Source organism: Sphingobium salicis subsp. salicis, from assembly GCF_049472635.1.
Classification (GTDB): domain Bacteria; phylum Pseudomonadota; class Alphaproteobacteria; order Sphingomonadales; family Sphingomonadaceae; genus Sphingobium; species Sphingobium yanoikuyae_A.
On the sequence record NZ_JAYRCS010000001.1, the window covers coordinates 4820224 to 4845389 of the forward strand.

Below are 25166 nucleotides of genomic sequence, written 5' to 3' on the forward strand. Positions count from 1 at the left end.
ATGACCATATCCGACATTCTCCGCACCGCCGCGAACGCGTCTAAGGCCTGGCCCTATGAGGAGGCGCGCAAGCTTCTCAAGCGTTACCCCAATGGCGCGCCGGAGAAAGGCCATATCCTGTTCGAGACCGGCTATGGCCCGTCGGGCCTGCCGCATATCGGCACCTTCAACGAAGTGCTGCGCACCACCATGGTCCGCAACGCCTTCCACGCGCTGTCGGACATTCCGACCCGGCTGGTGGCGTTCAGCGACGATCTGGACGGTTTCCGCAAGGTGCCGGACAATGTGCCGAACCAGGCGATGCTGGCGGACTATCTGGGCAAGCCGCTGACGCAGGTGCCCGATCCGTTCGAGAAATATGAAAGCTTCGCGCATCACAATAATGCGATGCTGCGCGAGTTTCTCGACAGCTTCGGCTTTGAGTATGAATTTGTCTCGGCTACTGAACAGTATCAGGCCGGTGCCTTCGACGAAGCGCTGCGCCAGGTGCTGCGCCGTTATCAGGCGATCATGGACATCATGCTGCCGACCCTGCGCAAGGAACGGCAGGCGACCTATTCGCCGGTGCTGCCGATCAGCCCGAAGAGCGGCATCGTGCTGCAGGTGCCGGTCGAGGTGGTCGATGCCGAGGCCGGTATCGTTCGCTTCGTGGATGAAGGCGAGACGATCGAGCAGTCGATCCTGGGCGGCGGCGCGAAGCTGCAATGGAAGGTCGACTGGGCGATGCGCTGGTATGCGCTGGGCGTCGACTATGAAATGGCGGGCAAGGATCTGATCGATTCGGTCACCCAGTCGTCGAAGATCTGTCGCGCGCTCGGTGGCCGCCCGCCCGAGGGCTTCAACTACGAGATGTTCCTCGACGAAAAGGGCGAGAAGATCTCCAAGTCCAAGGGCAATGGCCTCAGCCTCGAACAATGGCTGACCTATGGCCCGCAGGAAAGCCTGGCCTTCTACGCCTATCGCGAGCCCAAGAAGGCCAAGCAGCTGCATATGGGCGTGATCCCGCGCGCGGTCGACGAATATTGGCAGTTCCGCGGCAATTATCCCAAGCAGGCGATCGAGCAGCAGCTCGGCAACCCGGTCCATCATATCCATGATGGCAAGCTGCCGCAGGGCGAGTTGCCGGTGACCTTCGGCCTGCTGCTCAATCTGGTCGGCGTGATGGGCGATGCCAGCCGTGAGCAGGTGTGGAGCTATCTCCAGAATTATGTGCCCGGCGCCAGCGCGGAAACCTATCCGGAACTCGACGCGCTGATCGGCCATGCGCTCGCCTATCATCGCGATTTCGTCGCGCCGACGCTCCAGCGCCGGGCGCCGCACGCCAACGAAGCGGCGGCGCTTGCCAAACTGGACGAAGAACTGGCCGCCTTGCCGGCCGATGCCAGCGCGGAGGATATCCAGAATATCGTCTATGCCATTGGCAAGGATGAAGCCTTTGGCTTCGCCGAACTGCGCGACTGGTTCAAGGCGCTCTACCAGACGCTGCTGGGCGCTGATCAGGGGCCGCGCATGGGCAGCTTCATCGCGCTCTATGGCATCGACAACAGCCGCAAGCTGATTGCGCAGGCGCTCGCCGCCTGATCGGAACGAAGCGGGGGAACCATCGCGCGCGAGGGGCGTTTCGCGAACGGTCCACCCCCCTTTCGGACTGATGGCGTGCCTGGCACGGCATCGGCCGCGCCCGCCCGGAAACGGGGGGCGCGGCCAAGGGGGTAAAGAAAGGCCCCGAACATCGCTGTCCGGGGTCTTTTCTGTTTCGTCGTCCGGCTTACCAGAAGAAGCCGCGATGGACGGTCATGACCCGGCCGGTGCGCACATTCACCAGCATCACGTCATTATAGTGGCGGACCCAACGCTGATTGGCGGCCGGACGGGGCAGGCGATAGCGATAGGGATCGGCGATATAATAGCGCGAGCTATAATAGGCCGGGCGAAGCTGGGCGCCGGCATTCCAGCGCGAATAGCGGAAGGGCGCATTCCAGTTGCCGGCGCGATAGACGTCGCGGTGGCTGCGGCGATAATCCTGCCAGTCTTCGCGCGCTTCCTGGCGGGAGTCGCGAACATCGCGACGGGCTTCGCGGACATCGCGGCGATCGCCATAGCGCTGGGCCGCGCGCAGGTCGCGCTGGTAGAGGTGGCCTGGAGAATCTGCACACTGAGATAATTGGATTTTCTGCCTCGGAGCAGCCAGGAAGGCTGCGAGACAGGAGCAGAGAATGAGCAGACGACCCCGGCGCAACCACAGCCCGGCATTTAAGGCGAAGGTGGCGCTTGCCGCGATCAAGGGCGAGAAGACGCTGGCAGAGCTGGCGCACGACTATGATCTGCATCCCAACCAGATCACGACGTGGCGCACGCAGTTGCTCGAAGGGGCGGCGGGCGTGTTCGGCTCGGAGAAGGCGTCGGACGAACCGGCCGTCGACGTGAAGACGCTTCACGCCAAGATCGGCGAACTGACGCTGGCCAATGATTTTTTGGAAGGCGCGCTCGGCAAGGCAGGTCTGTTGCCGAGCGCAAAGCGATGATCGATCGAACGCACACCTTGCCGGTGAAGCGGCAGGCGAAGGAACTGGGGATCAGCCGGGGCAGTGTCTATTATCTGCCGCGGCCGGTTTCATCCGAAGACCTCGCAATCATGCGTCGCATCGACGCGTTGCATCTGGAGTTCCCGTTCGCAGGAAGCCGGATGATGCGCGACTTTCTTCGTCAGGAGGGCATCACGATCGGCCGCTGCCATGTCGCGAGCCTGATGAAGAAGATGGCGATCGAGGCGGTCTATCGCCGTCCCAGCACTTCCAAGCCGGCACCAGGACACAAGATCTACCCCTATCTCCTGCGCAAGCTTCCGATCGTGAGGCCCAATCAGGTTTGGGCGACAGACATCAGCTACATCCCCATGGCCAAGGGGTTCGTCTATCTCGTCGCCATCGTCGACTGGTTCAGCCGCAAGGTTCTCAGCCACCGGATCTCGATCACGCTGGAGGCCGACTTTTGCGTGGAAGCGCTCGAGGAAGCCCTGGCGCGCTATGGCAAACCGGAGATTTTCAATACGGACCAAGGCAGCCAATTCACGAGCCAGGCCTTCACCAGTGTGCTGATGCGAGAAAAGATTGCCATCAGCATGGACGGCCGCGGCGCCTGGCGCGACAATGTCGTGGTCGAGCGGCTGTGGCGCTCAGTGAAGTACGAGGAAGTCTACCTGCACGCCTACGCATGCGTCAGCGAAGCGCGCAGTTCGATCGGCCGATACCTGGGCTTCTACAACGCCCGGAGACCTCACTCGAGCCTCGGCGGACGTACGCCCGATCAAACCTACTTTGACAATCTGCCACAGGCCGTGGCAGCGTGAATTGGCCGCGACTTGCGGGGCGTCACTCCGGCCGGGCTACGCCCGACCTCCATGACGCCCCGCAGGCAGCAGCTTGAACAACCAAACCGCAGACGATCCACTTATCAAACGTCAAAGGCTGTTCAGACAAACCGAGCCACTTCTGGTCTTCGCGCAGTCGCTGTTCGCTGCGGCGGGCCTCGCCATAGGACTGGGCGGAAGCGACGCTGGGGACGACGGTGGCCGCAAGAAGGCCAAGGATGATGATCTTGCGCATGTTTCTACTCCCATCAATCTGGAGGCTCGGGGACGCTTCCAACCGCTTCAAGCGGGGCAGGTTCCCTTACCAACATGTTGAATATGGAGTGGATTCGCTGAACCGTCCGGTAACGACGCTGTCAGGAACCAGTCATTTATGTCGCAAAGTGTAATGGCGCGCGACGTTCTGGGTCAGCGAACCCAGGGGCGTTCGCGAAACCATTTGGTCACGACATATTTTGTGCCCTGAGCCACCGGCCGGGCGGCGTGCAGGCTATAGGGGTTTGGCGCACCGTCGGGCTTCAGATTGTTCCAGATCAGGATCATCCCCTCGATCGGCGGCACCATGAATTCGCAGCGCGGAAAATGGGTCTCGCCCCCGCCCTCGACCGGCGAGAGATAGATCATCGCCGTCCAGTTACGCTGGCCACCAGTCTTGCGCATCTCGGGCCAATAGCTGGCATTGACCGGGAAATAGTCGCAATGGACCTTATATTCCTGGCCCTGGGTGTAACGCTGCCCCTGCAATGTCTCGCCATGGTCCGGCTCCAGCCCGGTCATCGCACAGATGCGGGCGCTGATCGCATGGACCAGCGGGTCTTCCCGGTCGAGATTGCAGCTGTGGCTGGTGCGATAATCGGCATTTTCCCGTCCGGTGAACAGGGTGGAGGGCTGGGCGCCGGCGTCGATGATCGCGCGCATCATCGCGCATTCTTCGGCGCCCAGGAAATCCTGCCGCCCATAGATTTCCAGATGGGGGCTGTCGATGCGGCTGACCAGCGGGTTGCGGTTCAGTTTCTCGCGCACCCGATCGCCGATCGCGGCGCGGGCGGGCGACGCGGTGCCGCCATCATCCACTATCTCGTTCATGCCGCCTCCCTGCCATTTCCGGCCGGCGCCGCGCAATGAAAAAGGGCCCGGTGCGGTGTCGCACCGGGCCCAGTGTCCTGAAGGCCAGTTCAGGAGGCTGTCACCAGAAGAAGTTGCGGATCACATCGACGACATAGCCGTCGCGGATATCGACCAGCAGCGCATCGTCATAATAGCGGATCCAGCGCATCGTGCCGTAGGCCGGCGGCAGGCGGTAATAATAGGGATCGTTCAGCCAGTAGTTGCTGCCATAGAGCGGACCCGACAGGAACACACCGATCGAGAAGCTGCGATAGCCATAATTCCAGCCCGACGGCGCATAATAGCGGCCCATGCGATAGCGGTCGCCATAGCGGCTGCGATAGCCATACCAGTCATAGCGCCGGTCCTGGCGCCAGCCATTGTCCCAGCGGCGCTGGTCGGCCCAACGGGTGCGATCGTCATAGCGGCGGCCACCATTGTTCCAGTTGCCGGGATAGCCGGGGCGATCGCCGCGCCGATCATTGTCGCTCCAGCGCCGATCGTCGGGGCGGCCGTCACGATTGCGGTCGTTCCAGTCACGGCCGTTGCGATCCCGGTCGTTCCCGTTGCGATTGCGGTCCCAGACCTGCCGATTCCAGTCGGAGCGACTATCCGGCCGCGCGTCTACCCGGCGCCCATCACCGCGTCCGTCCGGGCGGTCAGGTCGGGCGACCGGCTGCATGCCGGGGGTCGGATTGCCGGGACGCTGCCAATTGCCACTGGGGCGATCGGCGCGTTGATCGGGCCGCTGGTCCGGCCGGCTTACCCGCTCGGGGCCACCCTGCCAGCGCTGTGCAGGCGCCGCCATTTGCGGACGTCCGCCAGCATTGCCATTGCCGCGATCACCGCCACCCTGCCAGCGGGTGCCGCCCTGGGAACCGCGCATGTCGCCGCCCCGGTTTCCGGGATTGCCGGCGCCACGCTCGCCGCGCGGACCGCCGCCATTGTCGCCACGCTGGGCATAGGCCGGTGCCACGCCGCCCAGCAGCGTCGCACCCATCAGGCCGGCCAGCATCCATTTCCTCAGCATCGTTCCGATTCCTCGTGCAGGAACCATCTGTTCCCTTCATGCCGCATCTCTACGCGGATGGCGATGTCGCGATGCTGAACTCTTCTGTCAGCGATTTGAAAGATTCTGTCCCGGAACAATGGACAATCTCGATCATTCCATCCATCCCACCATCTTGCATCGGCAAAGCCCGGTAAATGGGCTGTTCGGCGCAAAGCTGATCCAGATCAGTGCAGTGCCGACAAACAACCATTAGGACCAACGGGTGATAAGAACCGCCGATGCCGGCCGCACAAGACAGGCCCTGCGCGCCGCGACGATGGAGAGCCATCAACGGGTCGATGACCTGTTTTCCCATTTTTCGCTTGCTTCCGCGCCCGATTACTGCGCGTTCCTGCGTGCCCATGCCCGCGCGATCGCCGCATTGGAGCCGGTCGCCCAGCCCGATTCGCCGCGCCTTGCGCTGATGGCGCAGGATCTGGCGGCCTTGGGGGAGGCTATGCCTGCGCCGCTGTCGATGCCGTCCACGGGCGGCGGCGGCTTCCGCTGGGGCCTGCTCTATGCGCTCGAAGGATCGCGTCTGGGCGGCGCGATGCTTGCGCGCCAGGTCGCGCAGGATCTGCCCCGCGCCTATCTGTCCGCCGTGCATGGCAAGGGCGGCTGGGTCGCCTTCCAGCAGCAACTCGATGACGCAGCGGCTGAGGGCGATGCGGACTGGCTGGACGATGCGATCGCCGGCGCCCGGACGGCCTTCATCCTGTTCGAAGCCGGCGCGCGCGCCGAGCGGGAGGTCGCCTGTGACTGATGTGACCAGCCCGGAAGCCCAGGGCTTTACCGTCGACATCAATAATTGCGATCGCGAGCCGATCCATGTGCTCGGCACGGTCCAGCCCTTCGGCTTTCTCGTCGCCCTGACCGCCGACTGGCTGGTGTCGCGCGTATCGACCAACAGTGCCGACCATATCGGCCTGGCGCCCGACCAGATGCTGGGCCAGCCGATCAGCGCGCTCTTCACCGCCGATGCGATTCACACGCTGCGCAACCGCATCACCCTGCTGCGTGGCCCTGATTCGGTGGAGCGGGTCTTCTCGCTGCCGCTGGTGGAGGGCGGCGCGCCCTTCGACGTTGCCGTCCATTTCTCCGGCCAACTTGTGGTGATCGAGGCGGAGCCTGCCGTGCCCGACGAGATGGAGGCCAGTTCCATGGTCCGCTCGATGGTTGCGCGGCTGGCGCAGGCGGACAGCATGACCGCCTTCCTGCGCGATGGCGCGCGCCAGGTGCGGGCGCTCACCGGCTTCGATCGGGTGATGGTCTATCGCTTTGCCGACAATGGCGATGGCGAGGTGGTGGCGGAGGCGCTGCGTCCCGGCATCGACAGCTTCCTAGGCCTGCATTATCCGGCTTCCGACATCCCGGCGCAGGCGCGCGCGCTCTACATGCGCAACATCTTCCGGGTGATCGCCGACATCAACGCGCCGCCGGTGCCGGTCATCCCGGCGCTCGATCCCGCCGGCGCCGCGCTCGACATGTCGCTCTGCGTCACCCGCGCGGTGTCGCCGATCCATATCGAATATCTGCGCAACATGGGGGTGGGGGCCTCGCTCTCCATCTCGATCATCGTCGATGGCAAGCTGTGGGGCCTGTTCGCCTGCCACCATTATGCGCCGCGCCTGCCCAGCTTCGCACAGCGCAGCGCCGCCGAACTGTTCGGCCAGATCTTCTCGATGATGCTGGAAGGGCGCGAGCGGGCGGAAACGGCGAGCTATGAGGGCAAGGCCCGCCAGGTCGCCGACCGGTTGCTCTCCGCCGTCGCGCAGGATCATGACCTGATGTCCAACGCCCGCTGGCTGGGCGACATCATCTTCGACACGATTCCCGCCGATGGCGTGGGCATCTATATCGACGGGCAGATGACCCTGTCGGGCCTGACACCGGACGAGCCGTCCTTCGCCGCGATCGTGTCGATGCTCAACCGCACCGCCGCCAGCCAGGTCTACACCACCGACAGCATTGCCCGCATCATGCCGGAAGCGCTGGCCCATGCCGATCGGGCCGCCGGCCTGCTCGCCATTCCGATCTCGCGCCGGCCGCGCGACTATGTCGTGCTGTTCCGCGCCGAACAGCTGCGCTCGGTCCGCTGGGCCGGCAAGCAGGACAAGCATATCGAATATGGCCCCAACGGCCCGCGCCTGACCCCGCGCAAGAGTTTCGAGGAATGGTCGGAACTGGTGAAGGGCACGGCCGTGGCCTTCATGCCAGCCGAACTGCGCGTCGCCGAAGCGCTGCGCACGGCGCTGCTGGAAGTCATCCTGCGCCTGTCCGATTCCGCCGACGAGGAACGGCAGCGCGCGCATGAGAAGCAGGAATTGCTGATCGCGGAACTCAACCACCGTGTCCGCAACATCCTCGCGCTGATCCGTGGCCTGATTTCCCAGACTCGCGACAGCGCCATGTCGGTCGACCAGTTCATCGGCACGCTGGAAAGCCGCGTCCATGCGCTGGCCCGCGCGCATGACCAGATCACCGCCGATCGCTGGGCGCCCGCGCGCCTCTATGACCTGATCGAGGTGGAGGCTGGCGCCTATCTCGGCGACCGGCGCGACCGGGTGAAGCTCACCGGTCCCAATGTGCTGCTGACCCCCGCCGCCTTCACCGTACTGGCGCTCGTCATCCACGAACTGCTGACCAATGCGGCCAAATATGGCGCGCTGTCCGACAATGGATCGGTCGCGATCGACTGGCATGTCGATGCCGAGGGCAGCCTGCTGCTCCACTGGCTGGAAAGCGGCGGCCCGGCGGTCGTCGCGCCCTCGCGCCGGGGCTTCGGCTCGACCGTGATCGAGCGCTCCATCCCCTATGACCTGGATGGCCGGGCGGAGGTCAATTATCGGCTGGCGGGGCTGGAAGCGCGCTTCTGCATTCCCTCCGCCCATGTCGCCTCGATCCTGCCCGACGTGGCCGGCACCGATCGCGCCAAGCCGGCGCCCGCTCCCTCGCCGCATCTGCTCAAGGGGCGGCAGATTTTGCTGGTCGAGGATAATATGATCATCGCCATGGATGGCGAGGATGCGCTGCGCGACCTCGGCGCGCAGGTGGTCACCGCCGCCAGCATCGGCCGCGCGCATGAGGCGATCACGCTCCATCCGGTCGACCTCGCCGTGCTGGACTTCAATCTGGGCAATGAAACCAGCCTGCCGATAGCCGACATGCTGGCGGAACGCGGCGTGCCCTTCCTCTTCGCCACCGGCTATGGCGACGGGCTCGACCTGCCGGATCGCTTCAGCGACGTCATCCTGCTCAAGAAACCCTATTCTGGCGCGACCCTGGCCCAGGCGATCGCCCCGATGCTGGCCAGGGGCTGACAGGAAACAGTCGGTTTCCGCCTGGCGCGTTGCGCGGGCGGCGCCGACATCCGATCTAGGCGGGCATGAAACAGCCTGCCTTGTTCATCCCCCATGGCGGTGGTCCCTGCTTCTTCATGGACCCCGCCGATCCCCAGCACCCGCACAGTGACGCCATGTGGCAGCCGATGCAGGATTATCTTGCCGGCCTGATCGCCGACCTGCCGGAACGGCCGCGCGCAATCCTGCTGGTGTCGGGCCATTGGGAAACGCCCGGTTTCACCGTCCATGACGGTAGCCAGCCGCCCTTGTTGTTCGACTATTTCGGCTTCCCGCCGCATACCTATCAGTTGCGCTGGGACGCGCCGGGCGCACCCGCGCTTGCCGATCGCGCGGCCGAATTGCTGGAACAGGCCGGCTTTCCCACAGCGCGGGAATCCGAACGGGGCTGGGACCATGGCGTCTTCATTCCGATGAAGGTCGCGCTGCCCGATGCCGACATTCCGGTCGCCCAGCTATCCTTGCGCCGCGATCTCGATCCCGCCGCCCATATCGCCGCCGGTCGCGCGCTGGCGCCCTTGCGTGACGAAGGCGTGCTGATCGTCGGATCGGGCATGAGTTTCCACAATCTGCGCGTGCGCGGCGCGATGGCCACGGCGCCCTCGCGCGAATGGGACGATGCGCTGCGCGATGCCGTGATCGACCCCGATCCGGCTCGGCGGGCGGCGCGCGTCGCCGCCTGGGATCATCTGCCCCATGCCCGCTTCGCCCATCCGCGCGAGGAGCATCTGCTGCCGCTGATGGTGGCGCTGGGGGCAGGCGGCGAGGATGCCGTCATCAGCGCTCATCGCAGCACGGTGCTGGGCTGGACGGTTTCGGGCTATCGTTTCGGTTAAGGCCGATATTTACGGCTTGCGCAGCGCCGGCACGGTGCGCACCGCCTCGTCCGGCGCGATGCCGGGCGGGGGCGCGGCCTGGATCGGGCCATCGCCGGCCTGGTCCTCGCCGCGCATGATCCGGCCGGCGCGCTTGATCGCGCCGCGCAGGCGGGGATAGACGCCGCATCGACAGATATTGGTGATCGCCGCATCGATCTCCGCATCGGTCGGGTCGTTGGTCCGCCGCAGCAATACCGACGCCGCCATGATGATGCCGGACATGCAATAACCGCATTGCGAGACATTTTCGGCCGCGAACGCCTGTTGCAGCGGATGGCCGCGATCGGGCGACAGCGCCTCGATCGTCGTCACGAACCGGCCCTCGGTCTTGCCGATCGTCACCTGGCAGGACCGCACCGCCTCGCCGTCGATATCCACGGTGCAGGCGCCGCAATCGCCCGTACCGCAGCCATATTTGGTCCCCGTCAGGTTCGACGCGTCGCGCAGCGCCCAGAGCAGGGGCGTTTCGGGATCCATCCGATATTGCACCGGCCGGTCGTTGACGGTGAAGCGCGTCATGCCGCCTCTTCCTCCTCCACCTTGTGGTAGAGCACCTCGTTGCGGATATGGATGGTGCGTGACGCCAGGCGGATTTCCTGGATGAAGGTGCCGAAGGCGGCCGCCTGCAGCACCATCGCCAGGCTGAACAGGATCGCCACCGGCGTGCCGAGATGGGCGTTGAACAGATTGCCCGCGAACAGCAGGATGACGACCAGACAGACCGCGCAGGCCGACGCCACCGACAGGAAGATCGCGCCATTGACCACGCTCATGCGCCGGTCGAGCACGCGAATCTCGCTCACCATCCGGTCATGCTCCTTGCCGCGCGTGCTCAACACCCATTCCTCGACCGCGCGGGCGCGATCGATGATGCGGGCCAGCCGGCTGACGCACACATTCAGGAACGCGCCGATACCGGCGAGCAGGAAGACGGGGGCAAGCGCCAGCTGGATCGTCTGGGCGACCTGGCTGACCTGCGGAAGGGGGATCATCGACTTGGTCCTCTCATCCCTCGCTTCTATCCTTGATCGCGGGCCAAGGGGCAAGGGGGCCTAAAGCAAACGCCGCCGGACAAACCAATGTCCGACGGCGATCATGGCCATGTTTCGGGCGCGCAACGCGGGTGAAGGTCAGGCAGCGCCCTTGGACGAGGGCGTGTTGACGCCCATCGACTTGAGATATTGCTTGATGTTGCGCGCCGCCTGGCGGAGCCGCTGCTCATTCTCGACCATGGCGATGCGGACATAGCCTTCGCCATCCTCGCCATAGCCCACGCCCGGCGCGACCGCGACCTTGGCATGGGTCAGCAGCTGCTTGGAAAATTCCAGGCTCCCCATGTCCTTGAGCGCCGGCGGCAGCGGTGCCCAGGCGAACATCGACGCGCGCGGCGCGGGAATATCCCATCCTGCGCGCGAGAAGCTCTCGACCATCACGTCGCGGCGCTTGTGATAGAGTTCGCGATTCTTTGCGACGATGTCCTGCGGGCCGTTCAGCGCGGCGCAGGCAGCCGCCTGGATCGGCGTGAAGGCGCCATAGTCGAGATAGGATTTCACCCGGCTCATCGCCGCGATCAACTGCTTGTTGCCGACCGCAAAACCGATGCGCCAGCCGGCCATCGAATAGGTCTTGGACAGGGACGTGAACTCGATCGCGACATCCTTGGCGCCCGGCACCTGCAGGATGGAGGGCGTCGGGTTGCCGTCATAATAAAGCTCGGAATAAGCGAGGTCGCTCAGCACCCAGACCTTATTCTCCTTCGCCCAGGCGACGAGCCGTTCGTAGAAGGCGAGGTCCACCGTCTCCGCCGTCGGGTTGGACGGATAATTGACCACCAGGATCGACGGGCGCGGCACGGTGAAGGCCATGGCGCGGTCGAGCGCGCGGAAATAATTCTCGTCCGGCGTCGTCGGCACCGACCGGATGGTGGCTCCGGCGATGATGAAGCCGAACATGTGGATCGGGTAGCTGGGGTTAGGCGCCAGCACCACGTCGCCCGGCGCAGTGATCGCGGTGGCGAGGCTGGCAAGCCCTTCCTTCGACCCCATGGTCACGACGACTTCGGTTTCCGGGTCGACATCGACGGCGAAACGGCGGCCATAATAATTGGCCTGCGCCTTGCGGAGGCCCGGAATCCCCTTGGACTGGGAATAGCCATGGGCGTCCGGCTTGCTGGCGACTTCGACCAGCTTGGCGATGACATGATCGGGCGGCGGCAGGTCGGGATTGCCCATGCCCAGGTCGATAATGTCCTCTCCCGCGGCGCGGGCTGCGGCTCGCATCGCGTTCACTTCGGCGATGACATAGGGCGGCAGGCGCTTCATGCGGTAGAATTCTTCGGACATTATAGGGGCTTTCCTGAAAGCTCTCGGTAAGGAATAGTGCGCGGCACGCATTCGGCGTGTCACAATCTGGCTATAACCCGCCAGGCTGCGGCGCGCCAGTGAAAGCGGCTGATATCGGCAATGCCAGGAGGAGGAAGGTGGCCATGGAAATGCAGGATGTCCTGGAGCCCCATCTCCCGACCCTGGCGGAGATGCAGAAATGGACCCAGGTGCTGGGCCGCGCGCAGCAGTTGATGCTGGAACAGGCGGCGGGCGCGACCGGCCGGGTGCTGCCCTTCGATCCCGAAACCGTCGCCCGCATCCAGACCAGCTTTGCCGATGAAGGGCTGGCGCTGTGGCAGCGCTTTCTCGATTCCGGCGGCCTGCTGCGCGACCAGCCCGATCCACCGCCGGCCGACAGCCCGGCCGCGCGCAAGGACCGGCGCTTTGCCGATCCCGCCTGGACGACCCATCCCTTCTACGACCTGATCCGGCAAAGCTATCTGCTGATTTCCGACTATCTGATGAACCTGGCCAATGCGGTCGACGGCGTCGATCCCAAGGCGAAGGCCAAGTTGCGCTTTGCTACCACCGGCATGCTCGATGCGATGGCGCCGTCCAACTTTCCGCTGATGAATCCGACGGTCGTGGAAAAGACGATCCAGAGCGGCGGCGAGAATCTGGTGAAGGGCCTCCAGCACATGCTGGCCGACATGGAGAAGGGCCAGCTTACCCATACCGACGGCACCCAGTTCGAACTGGGGCGCAACATTGCCGCGACGCCGGGCAAGGTGGTTCACGAAACCCCGCTCTATCAGCTCATCCATTATGCGCCCTCGACGCCCAGGGTGCTGGCGACGCCGCTCATCATCTTCCCGCCCTGGATCAACCGCTTCTACATTCTCGATCTCTCGCCGGAGAAGAGCTTCGTCAAATGGGCGGTGGACCAGGGGATCAGCGTCTTCCTCGTCTCGTGGAAATCGGCCGACGCCTCGATGAAGGACATGGTCTGGGACGATTATATCCTGAATGGCCAGGTCGACGCGATCGATACGGTGCGCGACTTGCTGAACGTGCCCAGCGTCCACACCATCGGTTATTGCGTGGCCGGCACGACGCTGGCCGCCACGCTGGCTCTGCTGGCGGCGCGGGGCGAGGCCGACAAGGTGGCGAGCGCGACCTTCTTTACCGCCCAAGTGGATTTCAGTGCGGCCGGCGATCTTACCCTGTTCGTCGATGACGAGCAGATGAAGCTGGTCGACCGTCTCTCCTCCAGCGGCTTTCTCGACGGGCGCTACATGGCGGCGACCTTCAACCTGCTGCGCGGGCGCGACCTCATCTGGAACTATGTCGTCAACAACTATCTGCTCGGCATGGACTATCCGCCCTTCGACCTGCTCTACTGGAATGGCGACACCACCAACCTGCCGGCGCGCTGGCATCGTGACTATCTGACCCAGCTCTATCGCGACAATATGCTGGTGGTCCCCGGTGCGATCAGCGTCGCGGGCACGCCGCTCGATCTGACGCAGATCCACACCCCCGCCTATGTCCAGGCCGGCAAGGAGGATCATATCGCCCCGCTCGAAAGCGTGTGGAAACTGACCGAGCATCTCGCCGGGCCGGTGCGCTTCCTGCTGGCAGGCTCGGGCCATATCGCCGGCGTCATCAACCCGCCGGTCGCGCAGAAATATCAATATTGGACCGCCGATGCACCGCAGCCAACACTCGACGCCTTTGTTGCGGCTGCGCGCGAGACCAAGGGCAGCTGGTGGCCGGACTGGGCCGAATGGCTGCGCGGCATCGATTCGCGCGAGGTGGCTGTCCGCGGCGCGCGCAAGCCGGGCGGCGGCAAGCTTCGGGCAATAGAAGATGCGCCCGGACGCTACGTAAAAGCCCGGTAGAGGCGCGGATTTCAGCCATTCCCCATTGGCCGCCGATTGGTGCCAAGCCATCAATATGTCTGATTTGTTGCACTGCACAATGGGCCTTGTAATCCTTTGGGATAAGGCTTATTGTGCAGTGCAACAAACGGAGGATGGTCGATGGCCGTTACCCCTAAGTCTGCGCGTGCCAAGCCGGTCGCGAAAAGCGGTTCTGCAACCTTGTCTGCCAGTGAGGCACTCAAGGCCGCTGAGTCCGCCCTGGGTGAGAAGCCCGCGCCCAAAAAGCCTGCCCCGCGCAAACCCGTCGCCAAGGCTGCTCCTGTGAAGGCGTCCGCGCCCAAGCCGGTAGCAAAGAAGCCGGCGCCGGTCGCTGCTGCTGCTAAAGCCCCTGCTGCGGAACCGGCACCCTTTGCCGATCCGGTGGCGGTGGTCGCGGCGACGACGGCGGTGGATGCCGCACCCGAACCGATTGTTGAAGATGTTGAGGCGGTAGTGGCTCCGGAGCCTGTGTCCGCCCCGAAGACCAAAGCGAAGACGCTGCCTGCCACGGAAGGAACATTGATCATGAACGATATCCTCGAAACCGGTAAGAAGTTCGCCGAAGATACCAAGGCCAAGATGGAAACGGCCTATGCCGACCTGAACGAGAAGGCGAAGGCCGGTGTCGAAAAGTCGACCAAGGCGATGGAAGAGCTGAGCGACATCGCCAAGGGCAATGTCGAAGCGCTGGTGGAATCGGGCAAGATCGCGGCCAAGGGCTTCGAGACGCTGGGCCAGGAAGCCGTCGACTACAGCCGCAAGAGCTTCGAGAAGGCGACCGCCTCGATCAAGAGCTTCTCGACCGCCAAGACCCCGACCGAATTCTTCCAGCTGCAGAGCCAGTTCCTGTCGAGCAGCTTCGACGAGTTCACCAAGGAAGCGGCCAAGAGCAGCGAAGCCTTCATGAAGCTGGCCGGCGACATCAGCCAGCCGCTGACCGCGCGCGTGACCCTGGTCACCGACAAGGTGAAGTCGCTCGCCGCCTGAGGCGGGCTGATTTCACAGCCGAATTTCCAGGCCGATATCCGGCCGGGATGATGAACAAGGGCGGTGCTCCGGTCGGAGCATCGCCTTTTTTCTCGCCGGGGAAACGTGGTTACGCAGCGATGGCATGCGGTCGGCCCCCTTGCCTTGGCAGGACAAATCGCCATATTCTTCTGCATCATGAACCATCTCTTCAACGCATTGGCAGGCGCGCCCTTCAGGGCCGGTCCGGATCAGGACGATACGGGCGACAATGACCCGAACATCGGCGTCGCCACGCGTACCCGCACCCGCACCAAGAAGCCGTCGCTCTACAAGGTGCTGATGCTGAATGACGATTACACCCCGATGGAGTTCGTCGTGCATGTCCTTCAGCATTTCTTCCGCATGGACATGGAGGAAGCGACGCGGGTGATGCTGCACGTCCATCAGCGCGGCGTCGGCGTGTGCGGCATCTTCAGCTATGAAGTGGCCGAGACCAAGGTGAACCAGGTGATGGACTTCGCCCGGCAGAACCAGCATCCGCTGCAATGCACGCTGGAAAAGGCCTGATATCATCGGGTAAGGGCGCGCGCTTAACCTTTTCTTGGTCAGTGTAGCGCCTCTATTTCAATCAATTACATGATTGAAATACAATGTTTTTTCAGACTTATTCGGCATGAATGGTCCCGCTAAACGAAGTGGGGACTTCCAGCATGACGACTATCAGCAGTTACAACAGCATGACCATGCCGCCATCGCCGCGCATGTCGATGACCAATCGCATCGACGCCGCGGTGGAGGCCGGCTCCATCTCGGAAACGGATGGCGACGCGCTCGAAACCGCGCTCGATTCCATCGATTCCGCGCTCAGCACTTCCGCCAGTTCGGGCAGTTCACGGCTCGATCCGTCTTCGATGAAGGATCGGATCGATTCCCTGATCGATGATCAGGTGTCGGCCGGCACCCTGACCGAGGATCAGGCGGCGCAGTTGCAGAGCCTCTTTGCCCAGGGACCGGGCGGCGCGGGGGCGTCGTCCGATGGCGAAGACAGTATGAGCATCGACGGCTTGGCCGCCATGGACGGGATGCAGGGGCCGCAGGGCATGCGCGGCCCGCCGCCGCCGCGCCCGGCCGAGGACGGCAGCGATGACGACAGCAGCACCAGCGAGACGAGCGCGACCAGCGCCACCGATCAGCTGGATTCGATCATCGCCTTCCTTGAAAATCTCCGCTCCAGCCTCAGCCAGTCGCTCTACGGATCGACCAGCAGCGCCACGAGCAGCAGCAATAGCGGCCTGGTGGTCGACAGCCTCGCCTGACGGCACGCCCTTCTGACGAGCGTGGGGGCTCGCAGACATCCGGCCGGCACCATGGGCTATCGTGCGTGGCGCTGGCCGGATGATTTTTCACGATCTTGCCTTCGTTAATATCGGGGGCAGCATTTTGCCGCTAGAACGGCGGCGTGACGCAGGAGACGGCCCCTTTTATCCACGACCTTGCCGTGATCGGCGGCGGGGTGAACGGGTGCGGCATTGCGCGCGATGCGGCGGGGCGGGAGGCAAGCGTGTTGCTGCTTGAACGGGGCGACCTGGCACAGGGCACCTCCTCGGCCTCGACCAAGCTCATCCATGGCGGGCTGCGCTATCTGGAGCATCGCGCCTTCGGTCTGGTCCGCGAATCCCTCGCCGAACGGGAAAGGCTGTGGCGCATCGCGCCGCATATCATCCAGCCGATGCGTTTCGTCCTGCCCTGGGTCCAGGGCCTGCGCCCGCGCTGGCTGCTGCGCTTCGGCCTCTTCCTCTACGATCACATCGGTGGCCGCCGCGCCCTGCCGGCGACGGAGGCGATCGACCTGCACGAGCATGTCGCCGGCGCGCCGCTGCGGGCCGGTTTTGGCCCCGCCTATGTCTATTCGGACGGCTGGGTCGACGACGCGCGGCTGGTCATCCTCAACGCCCGCGACGCCGCCGATCATGGCGCCGATATCCGCCCCCGCACGCAGGTGCTGCGGCTGGAGCAGGCCGGCGATCATTGGCGCATCCATGCGCGCGATGCGGCGGGGCAGGCGCAGACCTTCCATGCGCGGGTCGTAGTCAATGCCACTGGTCCTGCCGTGCTCGACCTGCTGGACCGCGCCGATCGCCGCGCCGACCGGCTCATCCGGCTGGTGCGCGGATCGCATATCGTCGTGCCGCGCCTGTTCGACCATGGCATGGCCTATTTCTTCCAGCTGCCCGACGGCCGCATCTTCTTCGCCATTCCTTATCAGCATCTCTATACGCTGATCGGCACCACCGACCGCGATCATCAGGATGGCGTCGATCCGATCGAGGCCAGTGCCGAGGAAATCGCCTATCTGTGCGAGGGCGCGAACCGCTATTTCGCCCGCTCGATCAGCCCCGCCGATGTCGTCTGGTCCTTTGCCGGCGTCCGGCCGCTGATCGACGATGGATCGGCCCGGCCGGAATCGGCGACGCGCGGCTATCATCTCGACCTCGACCGGGAGGATGGCGCGCCGCCATTGCTCAGCATCTATGGTGGCAAGATCACCACCTATCGTCATCTCGCGGCCGATGCGATCGCCCTGCTGAAGCCGCTCCTACCTGCGCTCGCGGGTGATGACTGGACGGCGGACGCGCCGCTCCCCGGTGGCGATTTCCCGATGACCGGCCTGGCCGATCTGGTCGCCGCTTTGGCCGGTGACTATCCTTTCCTCGATCTCGACACGGCCGAACGGATCGGCTGCGCCTATGGCACTTGCGCCCGCGACTGGCTGGGCGCGGCGCGCGACTGGGCAGACCTGGGCCGGGATTTCGGTCATGGCCTGACCGAAGCGGAACTCTGCTACCTGCTTGCGCGCGAATGGGCACAGAGCAGCGAGGATATTCTCTGGCGCCGGACCAAATTGGGCCTGCGCTTCGATACTGCGCAACTGGCCGCGCTCGATGCCTGGCTTGAGGAGAGGGCATGACCGACCGCTATCTGCTGGTGCTGGACGAGGGGACCACCTCGACGCGCGCGATGCTCTATGCCCCTGACGGCCGCCGCGTCGCGATGGCGCAGGCGGAACTGACCCAATATTATCCGCAGCCCGGCTGGGTCGAGCATGACGCCGCCGAAATCTGGACCCGCACGCGCGATTGCGCCCGCCAGATGGTGGAACGGGCGGGCGGCGCCGACCGGATCGCCGCCATCGGCATCACCAACCAGCGCGAGACGGTCGTTGCCTGGGACCGGCGCACCGGCGAACCGCTGGCGCCCGCCATCGTCTGGCAGGATCGGCGCACGGCGGCGCAATGCACGGCGCTGGGCGAAGCCGGCCATGAAGCGATGCTGCAACAGCGCACCGGCCTTGTCGTCGATCCCTATTTTTCCGCCAGCAAGATGCGCTGGCTGATCGACCATGTCCCGGCCGTGGCACAGGCGGGGGATGCGCTTGCGCTCGGCACGATCGAAAGCTGGCTGGTGTGGAAACTGACCGGCGGCCTGCATGTCAGCGACGCCAGCAATGCCAGCCGCACCCAGCTGGTCGCGCTCGATGGCACCGATTGGGATCCGGCCTTGTGCGACCTGTTCGGCGTGCCCCGCGCCGCGCTGCCCGAAATCGTCGATAATGCCGGCGCCTTTGGCGAGACGCTGGGGGAATTGTTCGGCGGCGCCATCCCGATCCGCGGACTGGCCGGCGATCAGCAGGCGGCCAGCATCGGTCAGGCCTGCCTGACGCCCGGCGATGCCAAGGCGACCCTGGGCACCGGCGCCTTCATCCTCGCCAATATGGGCGCGCAGATGCCGGCCTCGCGCCATCGCCTGCTCGGCACCCTGCTCTACCGGATCGGCGACCAGCGCATCTATGCGCTCGAAGGATCGATCTTCATTGCCGGCAATCTCATCAAATGGCTGCGCGATCAGCTTGGCCTGATCGGATCGGCGGCGGAGACGGAGGCACTGGCCCGTTCCGTGCCCGACAGCGGCGGCGTGCTGATGCTGCCGGCGCTGGCGGGGCTGGGCGCGCCGCACTGGCGGCCGGACGTGAACGGCGTCGTCGCCGGCCTCACCCAGGGATCGACCCGTGCGCATATCGTCCGCGCCGCGCTCGAATCCCTCTCGCATCAATTGTCCGACCTCGCCACCGCCTTCGCCGCGGACGGCGCGCCCTGGCGCCAGCTGCGGATCGATGGCGGCATGAGCGCCAATGACTGGATCGCCCAGGACATCGCTGATATGCTCGATGTCAGTGTGGATCGTCCGGCGGATGTGGAAACCACGGCGCTGGGTGCGGCCATGCTGGCAGGGCTGGGGGCTGGATTGTTCCGCTCCCTGGACGAGGCCGCGACGATGGCAGGGAAGACGACTCGATTTGATCCGGCGATGCTGCCGCAGCCGCGTGATGCGCGACTGTCGGCATGGCACTGCCTGCGCGATCGGGCGCTGACCTCCTGACTCGGGCGATCTTCAGATTGACCGTAAAAATCGATCACCCAATCCGATTTAATCAGTTTTTCTGAAACTTCGCGGGGCCTTAGCCTGTTCTCATCCAAAGCTGAGGAGGACGATATGGTCGATAAGCCAGTGATGACGACGAGCGCGGGTGCGCCGATTGCCGATAACCAGAACAGCCTGAGCGCAGGCCCGCGCGGTCCGCTGCTGCTCCAGGATTATCAACTGCTCGAAAAGCTGGCACACCAGAATCGCGAACGCATCCCCGAACGTGTCGTCCATGCCAAGGGCTGGGGTGCCTATGGCACGCTGACCATCACCGGCGACATCTCCCAATATACCAAGGCGAAGGCGCTGCAGCCGGGCGCGCAGACGCCGATGATCCTGCGCTTCTCGACCGTGGCCGGCGAGTTGGGCGCGGCCGATGCCGAGCGCGACGTGCGCGGCTTCGCGATGAAATTCTATACGCCCGAGGGCAATTGGGATCTGGTCGGCAACAACACGCCGGTTTTCTTCGTGCGTGATCCGCTGAAATTCCCCGATTTCATCCACACGCAGAAGCGTCATCCGCGCACCAATCTGCGGTCGCCCACGGCGATGTGGGACTTCTGGTCCTTGAGCCCCGAATCGCTGCACCAGGTGACGATCCTGATGTCGGATCGCGGCCTGCCGACCGATGTGCGCCACATCAACGGCTATGGCAGCCACACCTTCAGCTTCATCAACGACGCCGGAGAGCGTTTCTGGGTGAAGTTCCACTTCAAGACGATGCAGGGCCATCGCCACTGGACCAATGAGGAAGCGGCGGATGTCGTCGGTCGCACCCGCGAATCCACGCAGGAGGATCTGTTCGAAGCGATCGAGAAGGGCGACTTCCCCAAATGGAAGATGCAGGTCCAGATCATGCCGGAACTGGATGCGGACAAGACGCCCTATAATCCGTTCGACCTCACAAAGGTCTGGCCGCATGCCGATTATCCGCCGATCGACGTCGGCGTGCTGGAGCTGAACCGCAACGCCGACAATTATTTCGCGGAGATCGAGCAGGCCGCCTTCTCGCCGTCCAACATCGTGCCGGGCATCGGCTTCTCGCCCGACAAGATGCTCCAGGCGCGCATCTTCTCCTATGCCGACGCGCACCGCCACCGGATTGGCACCCATTATGAGGCGCTGCCGGTCAATGCCCCCAAATGCCCGGTGCATCATTATCACAAGGATGGGGCGATGCGCTTCTTCCCGAACAACCCCAACCCGGCCGCCTATTATGAGCCCAACAGCTTTGGCGGGCCGATCGAGGATCAGCGCTTCCTGGAGCCGCCGCTGAAGATTTCGGGCGATGCCGACCGCTATAATCATCGCGAAGGCAATGATGATTTCGGCCAGCCGCGCGCGCTGTTCAACCTGTTCGACGATGCGCACAAGGCGCGGCTCTTCGCCAATATCGCCGCCGCCATGGGCGATATCCCGGACGAGATCGAGGAGCGCCAGTGCAGGCTCTTCGACCAGGTCCATCCCGACTATGGCGCCGGCGTGCGCCAGGCGCGGGCCACGATCAAGGATCGCAATCCATCGATTTCGGCCCCGACCGATGCGCTGTTGGCTGACGCATCCAGTTGAATAGACTTGTAATATTGTAAAAACAGGCCCCGGTGATGATAACCGGGGCCTGTTTTTATCTATTCGCTGTGAAATAGTCGGCGGCATAGGAATATATATTAACATTGTCCGCTTAACCCGGATGGGAACATGACGCGGCCCGCCCTTCGCCATATTTCCCTGAAAATGTCGGTATTTACCGGCCTGCTTTACTTTGCGGTCGCGTCGCTTGCTCTACTGACCTCGCGATTCGAAGGCGGTTTGGCCTTCATCTGGGGCGCCAATGCCCTGCTGATGGCGGAAATGATGACCGCGCGCATGCGCGCCTGGCCGCGTCTCATCCTCTCCTGCATGGTTGCCAGCACGATCGCGACCGCGCTGTTCGGCATCGGCGCAATGGCGGCGGTGCCGATGGCGATCCTCAATGTCGGGGAGGCGCTGGCGGTCGCCTATATCTGCCGCCGGCTGGGCGTCGGGCGACAGATCGCCGCATCGATGCGCGAACTGTGCATCTTCATCTTCGCACTGGCGGGCGTCGCCAATGTGCTTGCCGGTATCGGTGCCGGGCTGGTGGTCTCCATTTTGCTGGGTGGTGATTTTCCCCATATCTGGCTGCAATGGTATAGCGGCCATGTGCTGGGCGGCCTCATCTGCACGCCGCTGCTGCTGATCCTGCTGCAGGGCGAGGTGAGCCGCTGGGCGCGCCAGGCCCGGCCGATCGAGCGGCTGGAGGCGTTCGGCCTGCTGTCCGCCTTTGCTCTGTGCGCCTGGTGGATCTTCTATCGCGTCGATTATCCGATGCTGTTCGCCTCGCTGCTGCCGCTGGTACTGATCGCCTTCCGCACCGGCTATGCGGGGTCGGCGGCGGCGATCGTCATCCTCGCCCTGATCGGCGGCACGGCGACCATGACCGGCCATGGACCGCTCCGGCTGGTCGCCGCTAGCATTCCCGAACGCATCCAGTTCTTCCAATTCTATCTGGTGCTCAGCTTCCTTTTGTCGGTCCCCGTGGCGGCCGAACTCAACAGCCGTCGCCGCCTGATCCGCATGTTGCGCGATAGCGAGGCGCGCTATCGGGCCTTCGCCGAACATAGCGGCGACGGCGTGGTCAATCTCAGCATCGACGGCATCATCCAATATGTCTCGCCCTCGGCCGTCGACCAGATCGGCATTGATGCAGACAAACTGCTGGGCCAGTCCGCCGTCGACCTGATCGATCCGGAATATCGCCCCTTCGCAATCGTCACCCATCGCCGCGCGCTCGCCCATCCGGGGGAGGCGCATGCGGTCGAATTTCGCCCCAACCGGCCGGACAATGATTTCGACTGGTATGAGATGCTGGTCCGCGCCGTGCTGGACGAGCAGGGGCGGGCGATCGGCGTCATCAGCACGGTGCGCGACATTTCCCGCCACAAGGCGCGCCAGCGGGCGCTGCACCAGGCCGCGGCGCAGGATGCCCTGACCGGCGCCGACAGCCGTCGCGCGTTGCAGGAAAAGCTGGACGACCAGATCGCCCGCGTCGCCGCCGGCGGGCAGGCCTGCCTGCTGCTGATCGACATCGATCATTTCAAGTCGGTCAATGACCGCCATGGCCATGCCGCTGGCGACCGGGTGCTGGTCGGCTTTGTCGAGCGGCTGCGCCAGGCGCTGCGTGGCACCGGCAGCATCGGGCGCCTGGGCGGCGAGGAATTTGCCGTGCTGCTGCCCGATGTCGATCTGGAACGGGCGGAACGCATCTGCGAGCATCTGCGCACCCGCGTCGGGGTGCGGCCTTTCCCGCTCGGCAATGGCGAGGATATCGCCATCACCTTCAGCGCGGGCCTTGTCGAACTGGACGGCTCGGCCAGCGCCGCGACCCTGATGGAGGCGGCGGACAAGGCGCTCTATGCCGCCAAGGGCAGCGGCCGCAACTGCCTGCGCTTCGCCGCCTGACGGTCCGGCGGAACGGGAACGTCTTTCCCGCCGGAAAAATCGGTGATGTTATGTTGTAACTTATGCCGGTCTCGACTATGTAGCACGCACCATGCTGCTCAGCTTCCGTCACGCCCTGGAATCCGGACGCCTCGATCGCCTCGCGATGGCGCTTTCGGGCCTGTGCGTCGCGCATTGTTTCCTGACCGCAGTGGTGCTGGGCCTGCTGGCATCGGCCGGCGGCATTTTCGACAGTCCGATCTTCCATGAAGCGGGGCTGGCGCTCGCCATCCTGATGGGCGCGATCGCGCTCGGCCATGGCGCGCTCGTCCATCGTTTCATGATGCCCGCCGCGATCGGTTCGCTGGGCCTTGGCATCATGGCCGGCGCGCTGACCATGGATCATGGCTGGCAGGAAAGCGCCTATACGCTGCTTGGCGTCGCCATCCTCGCGCTCGGCCACGATCTCAACCACCGCGCCAGCCACTGACCGCCGGCGATTAGCGGGGGCCGATCTTCCCGCATCGATGACCACGAAAAAGGGGGCCTTTCGGCCCCCTTCGTCTTTCCGTCCTGTCCGCCCGATCAGGCGTCCTTGCGCTCGACGCGATGCTCGCCCTTGACCCAGCGCACGGTGCCGGTGCTGGCGCGCATCACCACGCTCTCGGTGGTCAGCTTGTCGCCCGGCAGATGCTTCACGCCCGCCAGCAGCGATCCGTCGGTCACGCCGGTCGCGGCAAAGATGCAGTCGCCCTTGGCCAGTTCCTTGAGGTCATAGACCTTGTCCAGGTCGGTGATGCCCCACTTGTAGGCGCGCTGCTTCTCGTCATCGTTGCGGAACAGCAGGCGGCCCTTGAACTGGCCCCCCACGCAGCGCAGTGCGGCACAGGCCAGCACGCCCTCGGGCGCGCCGCCCGAACCCATATAGATGTCGATCGTGGTTTCCGGATTGGTGGTCGCGATCACGCCGGCAACGTCGCCGTCCGGGATCAGCATGATGCCGCAACCGATCGCGCGCAGTTCGGCGATCAGCTTCTCGTGGCGCGGGCGATCCAGCACGCAGACGATGATTTCATGCGGATCGACGCCCTTGGCCTTGGCCACCGCCTCGACATTTTCCTTCACCGACTTGTTGAGGTCGATGATATTGTCGGGATAGCCCGGACCGACGGCGATCTTGTCCATATAGACGTCGGGCGCGTTGAGCAGGCCGCCTTCTTCCGAAATGGCGAGCACGGCCAGCGCGTTCGGGCCGGCCTTGGCGGTGATGGTGGTGCCTTCCAGCGGATCGAGCGCGATGTCGATCTTGGGGCCCTTGCCGATCGCATTGCCGACCTTCTCGCCGATATAGAGCATCGGCGCCTCGTCGCGTTCGCCCTCGCCGATCACGACGGTGCCGTCCATGTAGAGGTCGTTGAAGGCCAGGCGCATCGCCTCGACCGCAGCGGCGTCGGCGGCCTTCTCGTCGCCCCGACCGACCAGCTTGGATGCGGCGATTGCAGCCGCTTCGGTGACGCGCACCATTTCGAGTACCAAGACGCGATCGAGAATCGAACTAGCCTGCACCATAGCCACTCCTCTGCTGTAACTGATAGAGCAGGGCGATAGGATGTCCGCCTCTGCTTGTCGACCCAACTTGCCGGGCTCGCAAAGCTTTTCATAGTCGTGATGGCACGGATGGACGCGCCTTTGCCTTATATGGCATTCCGCAGCGTCCAGCCGCTGCCATCATCCCGCCATGTTCGACTGTTCAGATGCCGTCATGCGCCGGGTCTTGTCTTTCCCTCTTTTACTGATCGGCCTGCCGCTGGCGGCCGCGCAGGAGATTGTGCCGGTGGATGAAGCGCCGCTCGCCCAGCGCACCGCGATGGAGCAATATCAGGCGCGCACCGCCGTTGTCCGCCCCTGCGATCGCAGCGGCGGCGGCATCGTCGTCTGCGGCAGCCGGGCGGAGCGCAATGCGAAGGAAAGACTGCCGCTGCCGCGCGAGCCGGTCGAGGGGCGCCCGCTTGTGGGCGATACGCCGCGCGCGTCCGCTGCCGCACCCAGGCAGGGTGCGTGCGGCGTCGTCGGCGGGCAGGGGACGGGCTGCGTCGGTGGTGGCGTGCCGATCCTGGGCGCGGCGATGCTGGCCGGCAAGGCCATCGCCCATTTGCTCGACCCCGATGCCGACATGGCGCCGCCGCCGCCCCTGCCGGATTCGGTCAAGGGCGCTGGCCAGCACTGATCCCGCCGGTCCCGGCGC

The 25166-nt window shown here is 64.6% G+C and carries 23 protein-coding genes; 15 read left to right on the plus strand and 8 right to left on the minus strand.

The window, feature by feature from the left end:
- Entirely contained in the window at nt 1–1581 is a 1581-nt protein-coding gene (locus VHN57_RS23300) for a lysine--tRNA ligase (RefSeq protein WP_423285773.1), read from the plus strand.
- A 187-nt stretch (nt 1582–1768) separates the two neighbouring features.
- On the opposite strand, the gene VHN57_RS23305 is transcribed toward VHN57_RS23300, so the two are convergent.
- Nucleotides 1769–2170 carry an RcnB family protein gene (locus tag VHN57_RS23305; protein WP_423286115.1) on the minus strand — a complete coding sequence of 134 codons (402 nt, stop codon included), beginning with the start codon at nt 2168–2170 and terminating at the stop codon, nt 1769–1771.
- Nucleotides 2171–2216: 46 nt separating this feature from the next.
- Here VHN57_RS23305 and VHN57_RS23310 point away from each other — a divergent pair.
- Nucleotides 2217–3349 (plus strand): IS3 family transposase gene (locus tag VHN57_RS23310; protein ID WP_148564904.1). Its coding sequence is split into 2 segments (ribosomal slippage): nt 2217–2478 and nt 2478–3349, totalling 1134 coding nucleotides; the frame shifts between segments, so codons are not numbered across the junction.
- Nucleotides 3350–3371: 22 nt separating this feature from the next.
- On the opposite strand, the gene VHN57_RS23315 is transcribed toward VHN57_RS23310, so the two are convergent.
- The 3 genes from VHN57_RS23315 to VHN57_RS23325 all read right to left on the minus strand — a co-directional run bounded on the left by VHN57_RS23315 (nt 3372) and on the right by VHN57_RS23325 (nt 5507).
- The gene (locus VHN57_RS23315; RefSeq protein WP_423285775.1) at nt 3372–3605 is read right to left on the minus strand and encodes a hypothetical protein; all 234 of its coding nucleotides are present in this window, start codon (nt 3603–3605) and stop codon (nt 3372–3374) included.
- A gap of 173 nt (nt 3606–3778) precedes the next feature.
- Nucleotides 3779–4456, minus strand: coding sequence for a 2OG-Fe(II) oxygenase (locus VHN57_RS23320; protein WP_423285777.1), 678 nt, complete (start codon nt 4454–4456; stop codon nt 3779–3781).
- 100 nt (nt 4457–4556) lie between these two features.
- Nucleotides 4557–5507 (minus strand): RcnB family protein, encoded by a 951-nt coding sequence (locus tag VHN57_RS23325; RefSeq protein WP_423285779.1) that lies wholly within the window; start codon nt 5505–5507, stop codon nt 4557–4559.
- 298 nt (nt 5508–5805) lie between these two features.
- On the opposite strand from VHN57_RS23325, the gene VHN57_RS23330 reads away from it, so the two are divergent.
- From VHN57_RS23330 to VHN57_RS23340, 3 genes are all read left to right on the plus strand, one after another.
- Nucleotides 5806–6291 (plus strand): biliverdin-producing heme oxygenase, encoded by a 486-nt coding sequence (locus VHN57_RS23330; RefSeq protein ID WP_010336858.1) that lies wholly within the window; start codon nt 5806–5808, stop codon nt 6289–6291.
- Complete coding sequence (locus VHN57_RS23335) at nt 6284–8848, plus strand: HWE histidine kinase domain-containing protein (RefSeq protein WP_423285781.1); 2565 nt, start codon at nt 6284–6286, stop codon at nt 8846–8848. Before VHN57_RS23330 ends, VHN57_RS23335 begins: the two co-directional genes overlap by 8 nt.
- Nucleotides 8849–8913: 65 nt before the next feature.
- Complete coding sequence (locus VHN57_RS23340; RefSeq protein ID WP_423285783.1) at nt 8914–9723, plus strand: DODA-type extradiol aromatic ring-opening family dioxygenase; 810 nt, start codon at nt 8914–8916, stop codon at nt 9721–9723.
- A gap of 9 nt (nt 9724–9732) precedes the next feature.
- Here the strand turns inward: VHN57_RS23340 and VHN57_RS23345 are convergent, their stop codons facing one another.
- The 3 genes from VHN57_RS23345 to VHN57_RS23355 form a co-directional block, all read right to left on the minus strand.
- On the minus strand, nt 9733–10284 hold the full coding sequence (locus tag VHN57_RS23345; protein WP_017499095.1) for a (2Fe-2S)-binding protein: 552 nt from the start codon (nt 10282–10284) through the stop codon (nt 9733–9735).
- Nucleotides 10281–10757 carry a DUF2721 domain-containing protein gene (locus VHN57_RS23350; protein ID WP_037507334.1) on the minus strand — a complete coding sequence of 159 codons (477 nt, stop codon included), beginning with the start codon at nt 10755–10757 and terminating at the stop codon, nt 10281–10283. Before VHN57_RS23350 ends, VHN57_RS23345 begins: the two co-directional genes overlap by 4 nt.
- Nucleotides 10758–10895: 138 nt before the next feature.
- The gene (locus VHN57_RS23355; RefSeq protein WP_423285786.1) at nt 10896–12107 is read right to left on the minus strand and encodes an LL-diaminopimelate aminotransferase; all 1212 of its coding nucleotides are present in this window, start codon (nt 12105–12107) and stop codon (nt 10896–10898) included.
- Nucleotides 12108–12250: 143 nt separating this feature from the next.
- Here VHN57_RS23355 and VHN57_RS23360 point away from each other — a divergent pair, with 143 nt between their 5' ends.
- From VHN57_RS23360 to VHN57_RS23400, 9 genes are all read left to right on the plus strand, one after another.
- A complete protein-coding gene (locus VHN57_RS23360) occupies nt 12251–13990 on the plus strand; it encodes a PHA/PHB synthase family protein (RefSeq protein ID WP_423285788.1) in 1740 nt (579 codons plus the stop codon).
- 141 nt (nt 13991–14131) lie between these two features.
- Nucleotides 14132–14998 (plus strand): phasin family protein, encoded by an 867-nt coding sequence (locus VHN57_RS23365; protein WP_423285790.1) that lies wholly within the window; start codon nt 14132–14134, stop codon nt 14996–14998.
- Nucleotides 14999–15175: 177 nt separating this feature from the next.
- Entirely contained in the window at nt 15176–15547 is a 372-nt protein-coding gene (clpS, locus tag VHN57_RS23370; RefSeq protein WP_423286117.1) for an ATP-dependent Clp protease adapter ClpS, read from the plus strand.
- Nucleotides 15548–15690: 143 nt separating this feature from the next.
- The gene (locus VHN57_RS23375; protein ID WP_423285792.1) at nt 15691–16296 is read left to right on the plus strand and encodes a hypothetical protein; all 606 of its coding nucleotides are present in this window, start codon (nt 15691–15693) and stop codon (nt 16294–16296) included.
- Between the two features lie 143 nt (nt 16297–16439).
- Nucleotides 16440–17948, plus strand: a complete 1509-nt coding sequence (locus VHN57_RS23380; protein ID WP_423285794.1) for a glycerol-3-phosphate dehydrogenase — start codon at nt 16440–16442, stop codon at nt 17946–17948.
- Complete coding sequence (locus VHN57_RS23385) at nt 17945–19417, plus strand: FGGY family carbohydrate kinase (protein ID WP_423285796.1); 1473 nt, start codon at nt 17945–17947, stop codon at nt 19415–19417. Before VHN57_RS23380 ends, VHN57_RS23385 begins: the two co-directional genes overlap by 4 nt.
- 114 nt (nt 19418–19531) lie before the next feature.
- Complete coding sequence (locus tag VHN57_RS23390) at nt 19532–21031, plus strand: catalase (RefSeq protein WP_423285798.1); 1500 nt, start codon at nt 19532–19534, stop codon at nt 21029–21031.
- A 129-nt stretch (nt 21032–21160) separates the two neighbouring features.
- Complete coding sequence (locus VHN57_RS23395; RefSeq protein ID WP_423285800.1) at nt 21161–22942, plus strand: sensor domain-containing diguanylate cyclase; 1782 nt, start codon at nt 21161–21163, stop codon at nt 22940–22942.
- A gap of 91 nt (nt 22943–23033) precedes the next feature.
- Complete coding sequence (locus VHN57_RS23400) at nt 23034–23411, plus strand: MerC domain-containing protein (protein ID WP_004209982.1); 378 nt, start codon at nt 23034–23036, stop codon at nt 23409–23411.
- 95 nt (nt 23412–23506) lie between these two features.
- On the opposite strand, the gene glpX is transcribed toward VHN57_RS23400, so the two are convergent.
- On the minus strand, nt 23507–24490 hold the full coding sequence (gene glpX, locus VHN57_RS23405; protein ID WP_004209983.1) for a class II fructose-bisphosphatase: 984 nt from the start codon (nt 24488–24490) through the stop codon (nt 23507–23509).
- Between the two features lie 169 nt (nt 24491–24659).
- Here glpX and VHN57_RS23410 point away from each other — a divergent pair, with 169 nt between their 5' ends.
- Nucleotides 24660–25148, plus strand: coding sequence for a hypothetical protein (locus VHN57_RS23410; RefSeq protein WP_423285803.1), 489 nt, complete (start codon nt 24660–24662; stop codon nt 25146–25148).
- The last annotated feature ends 18 nt before the right edge of the window (nt 25149–25166 follow it).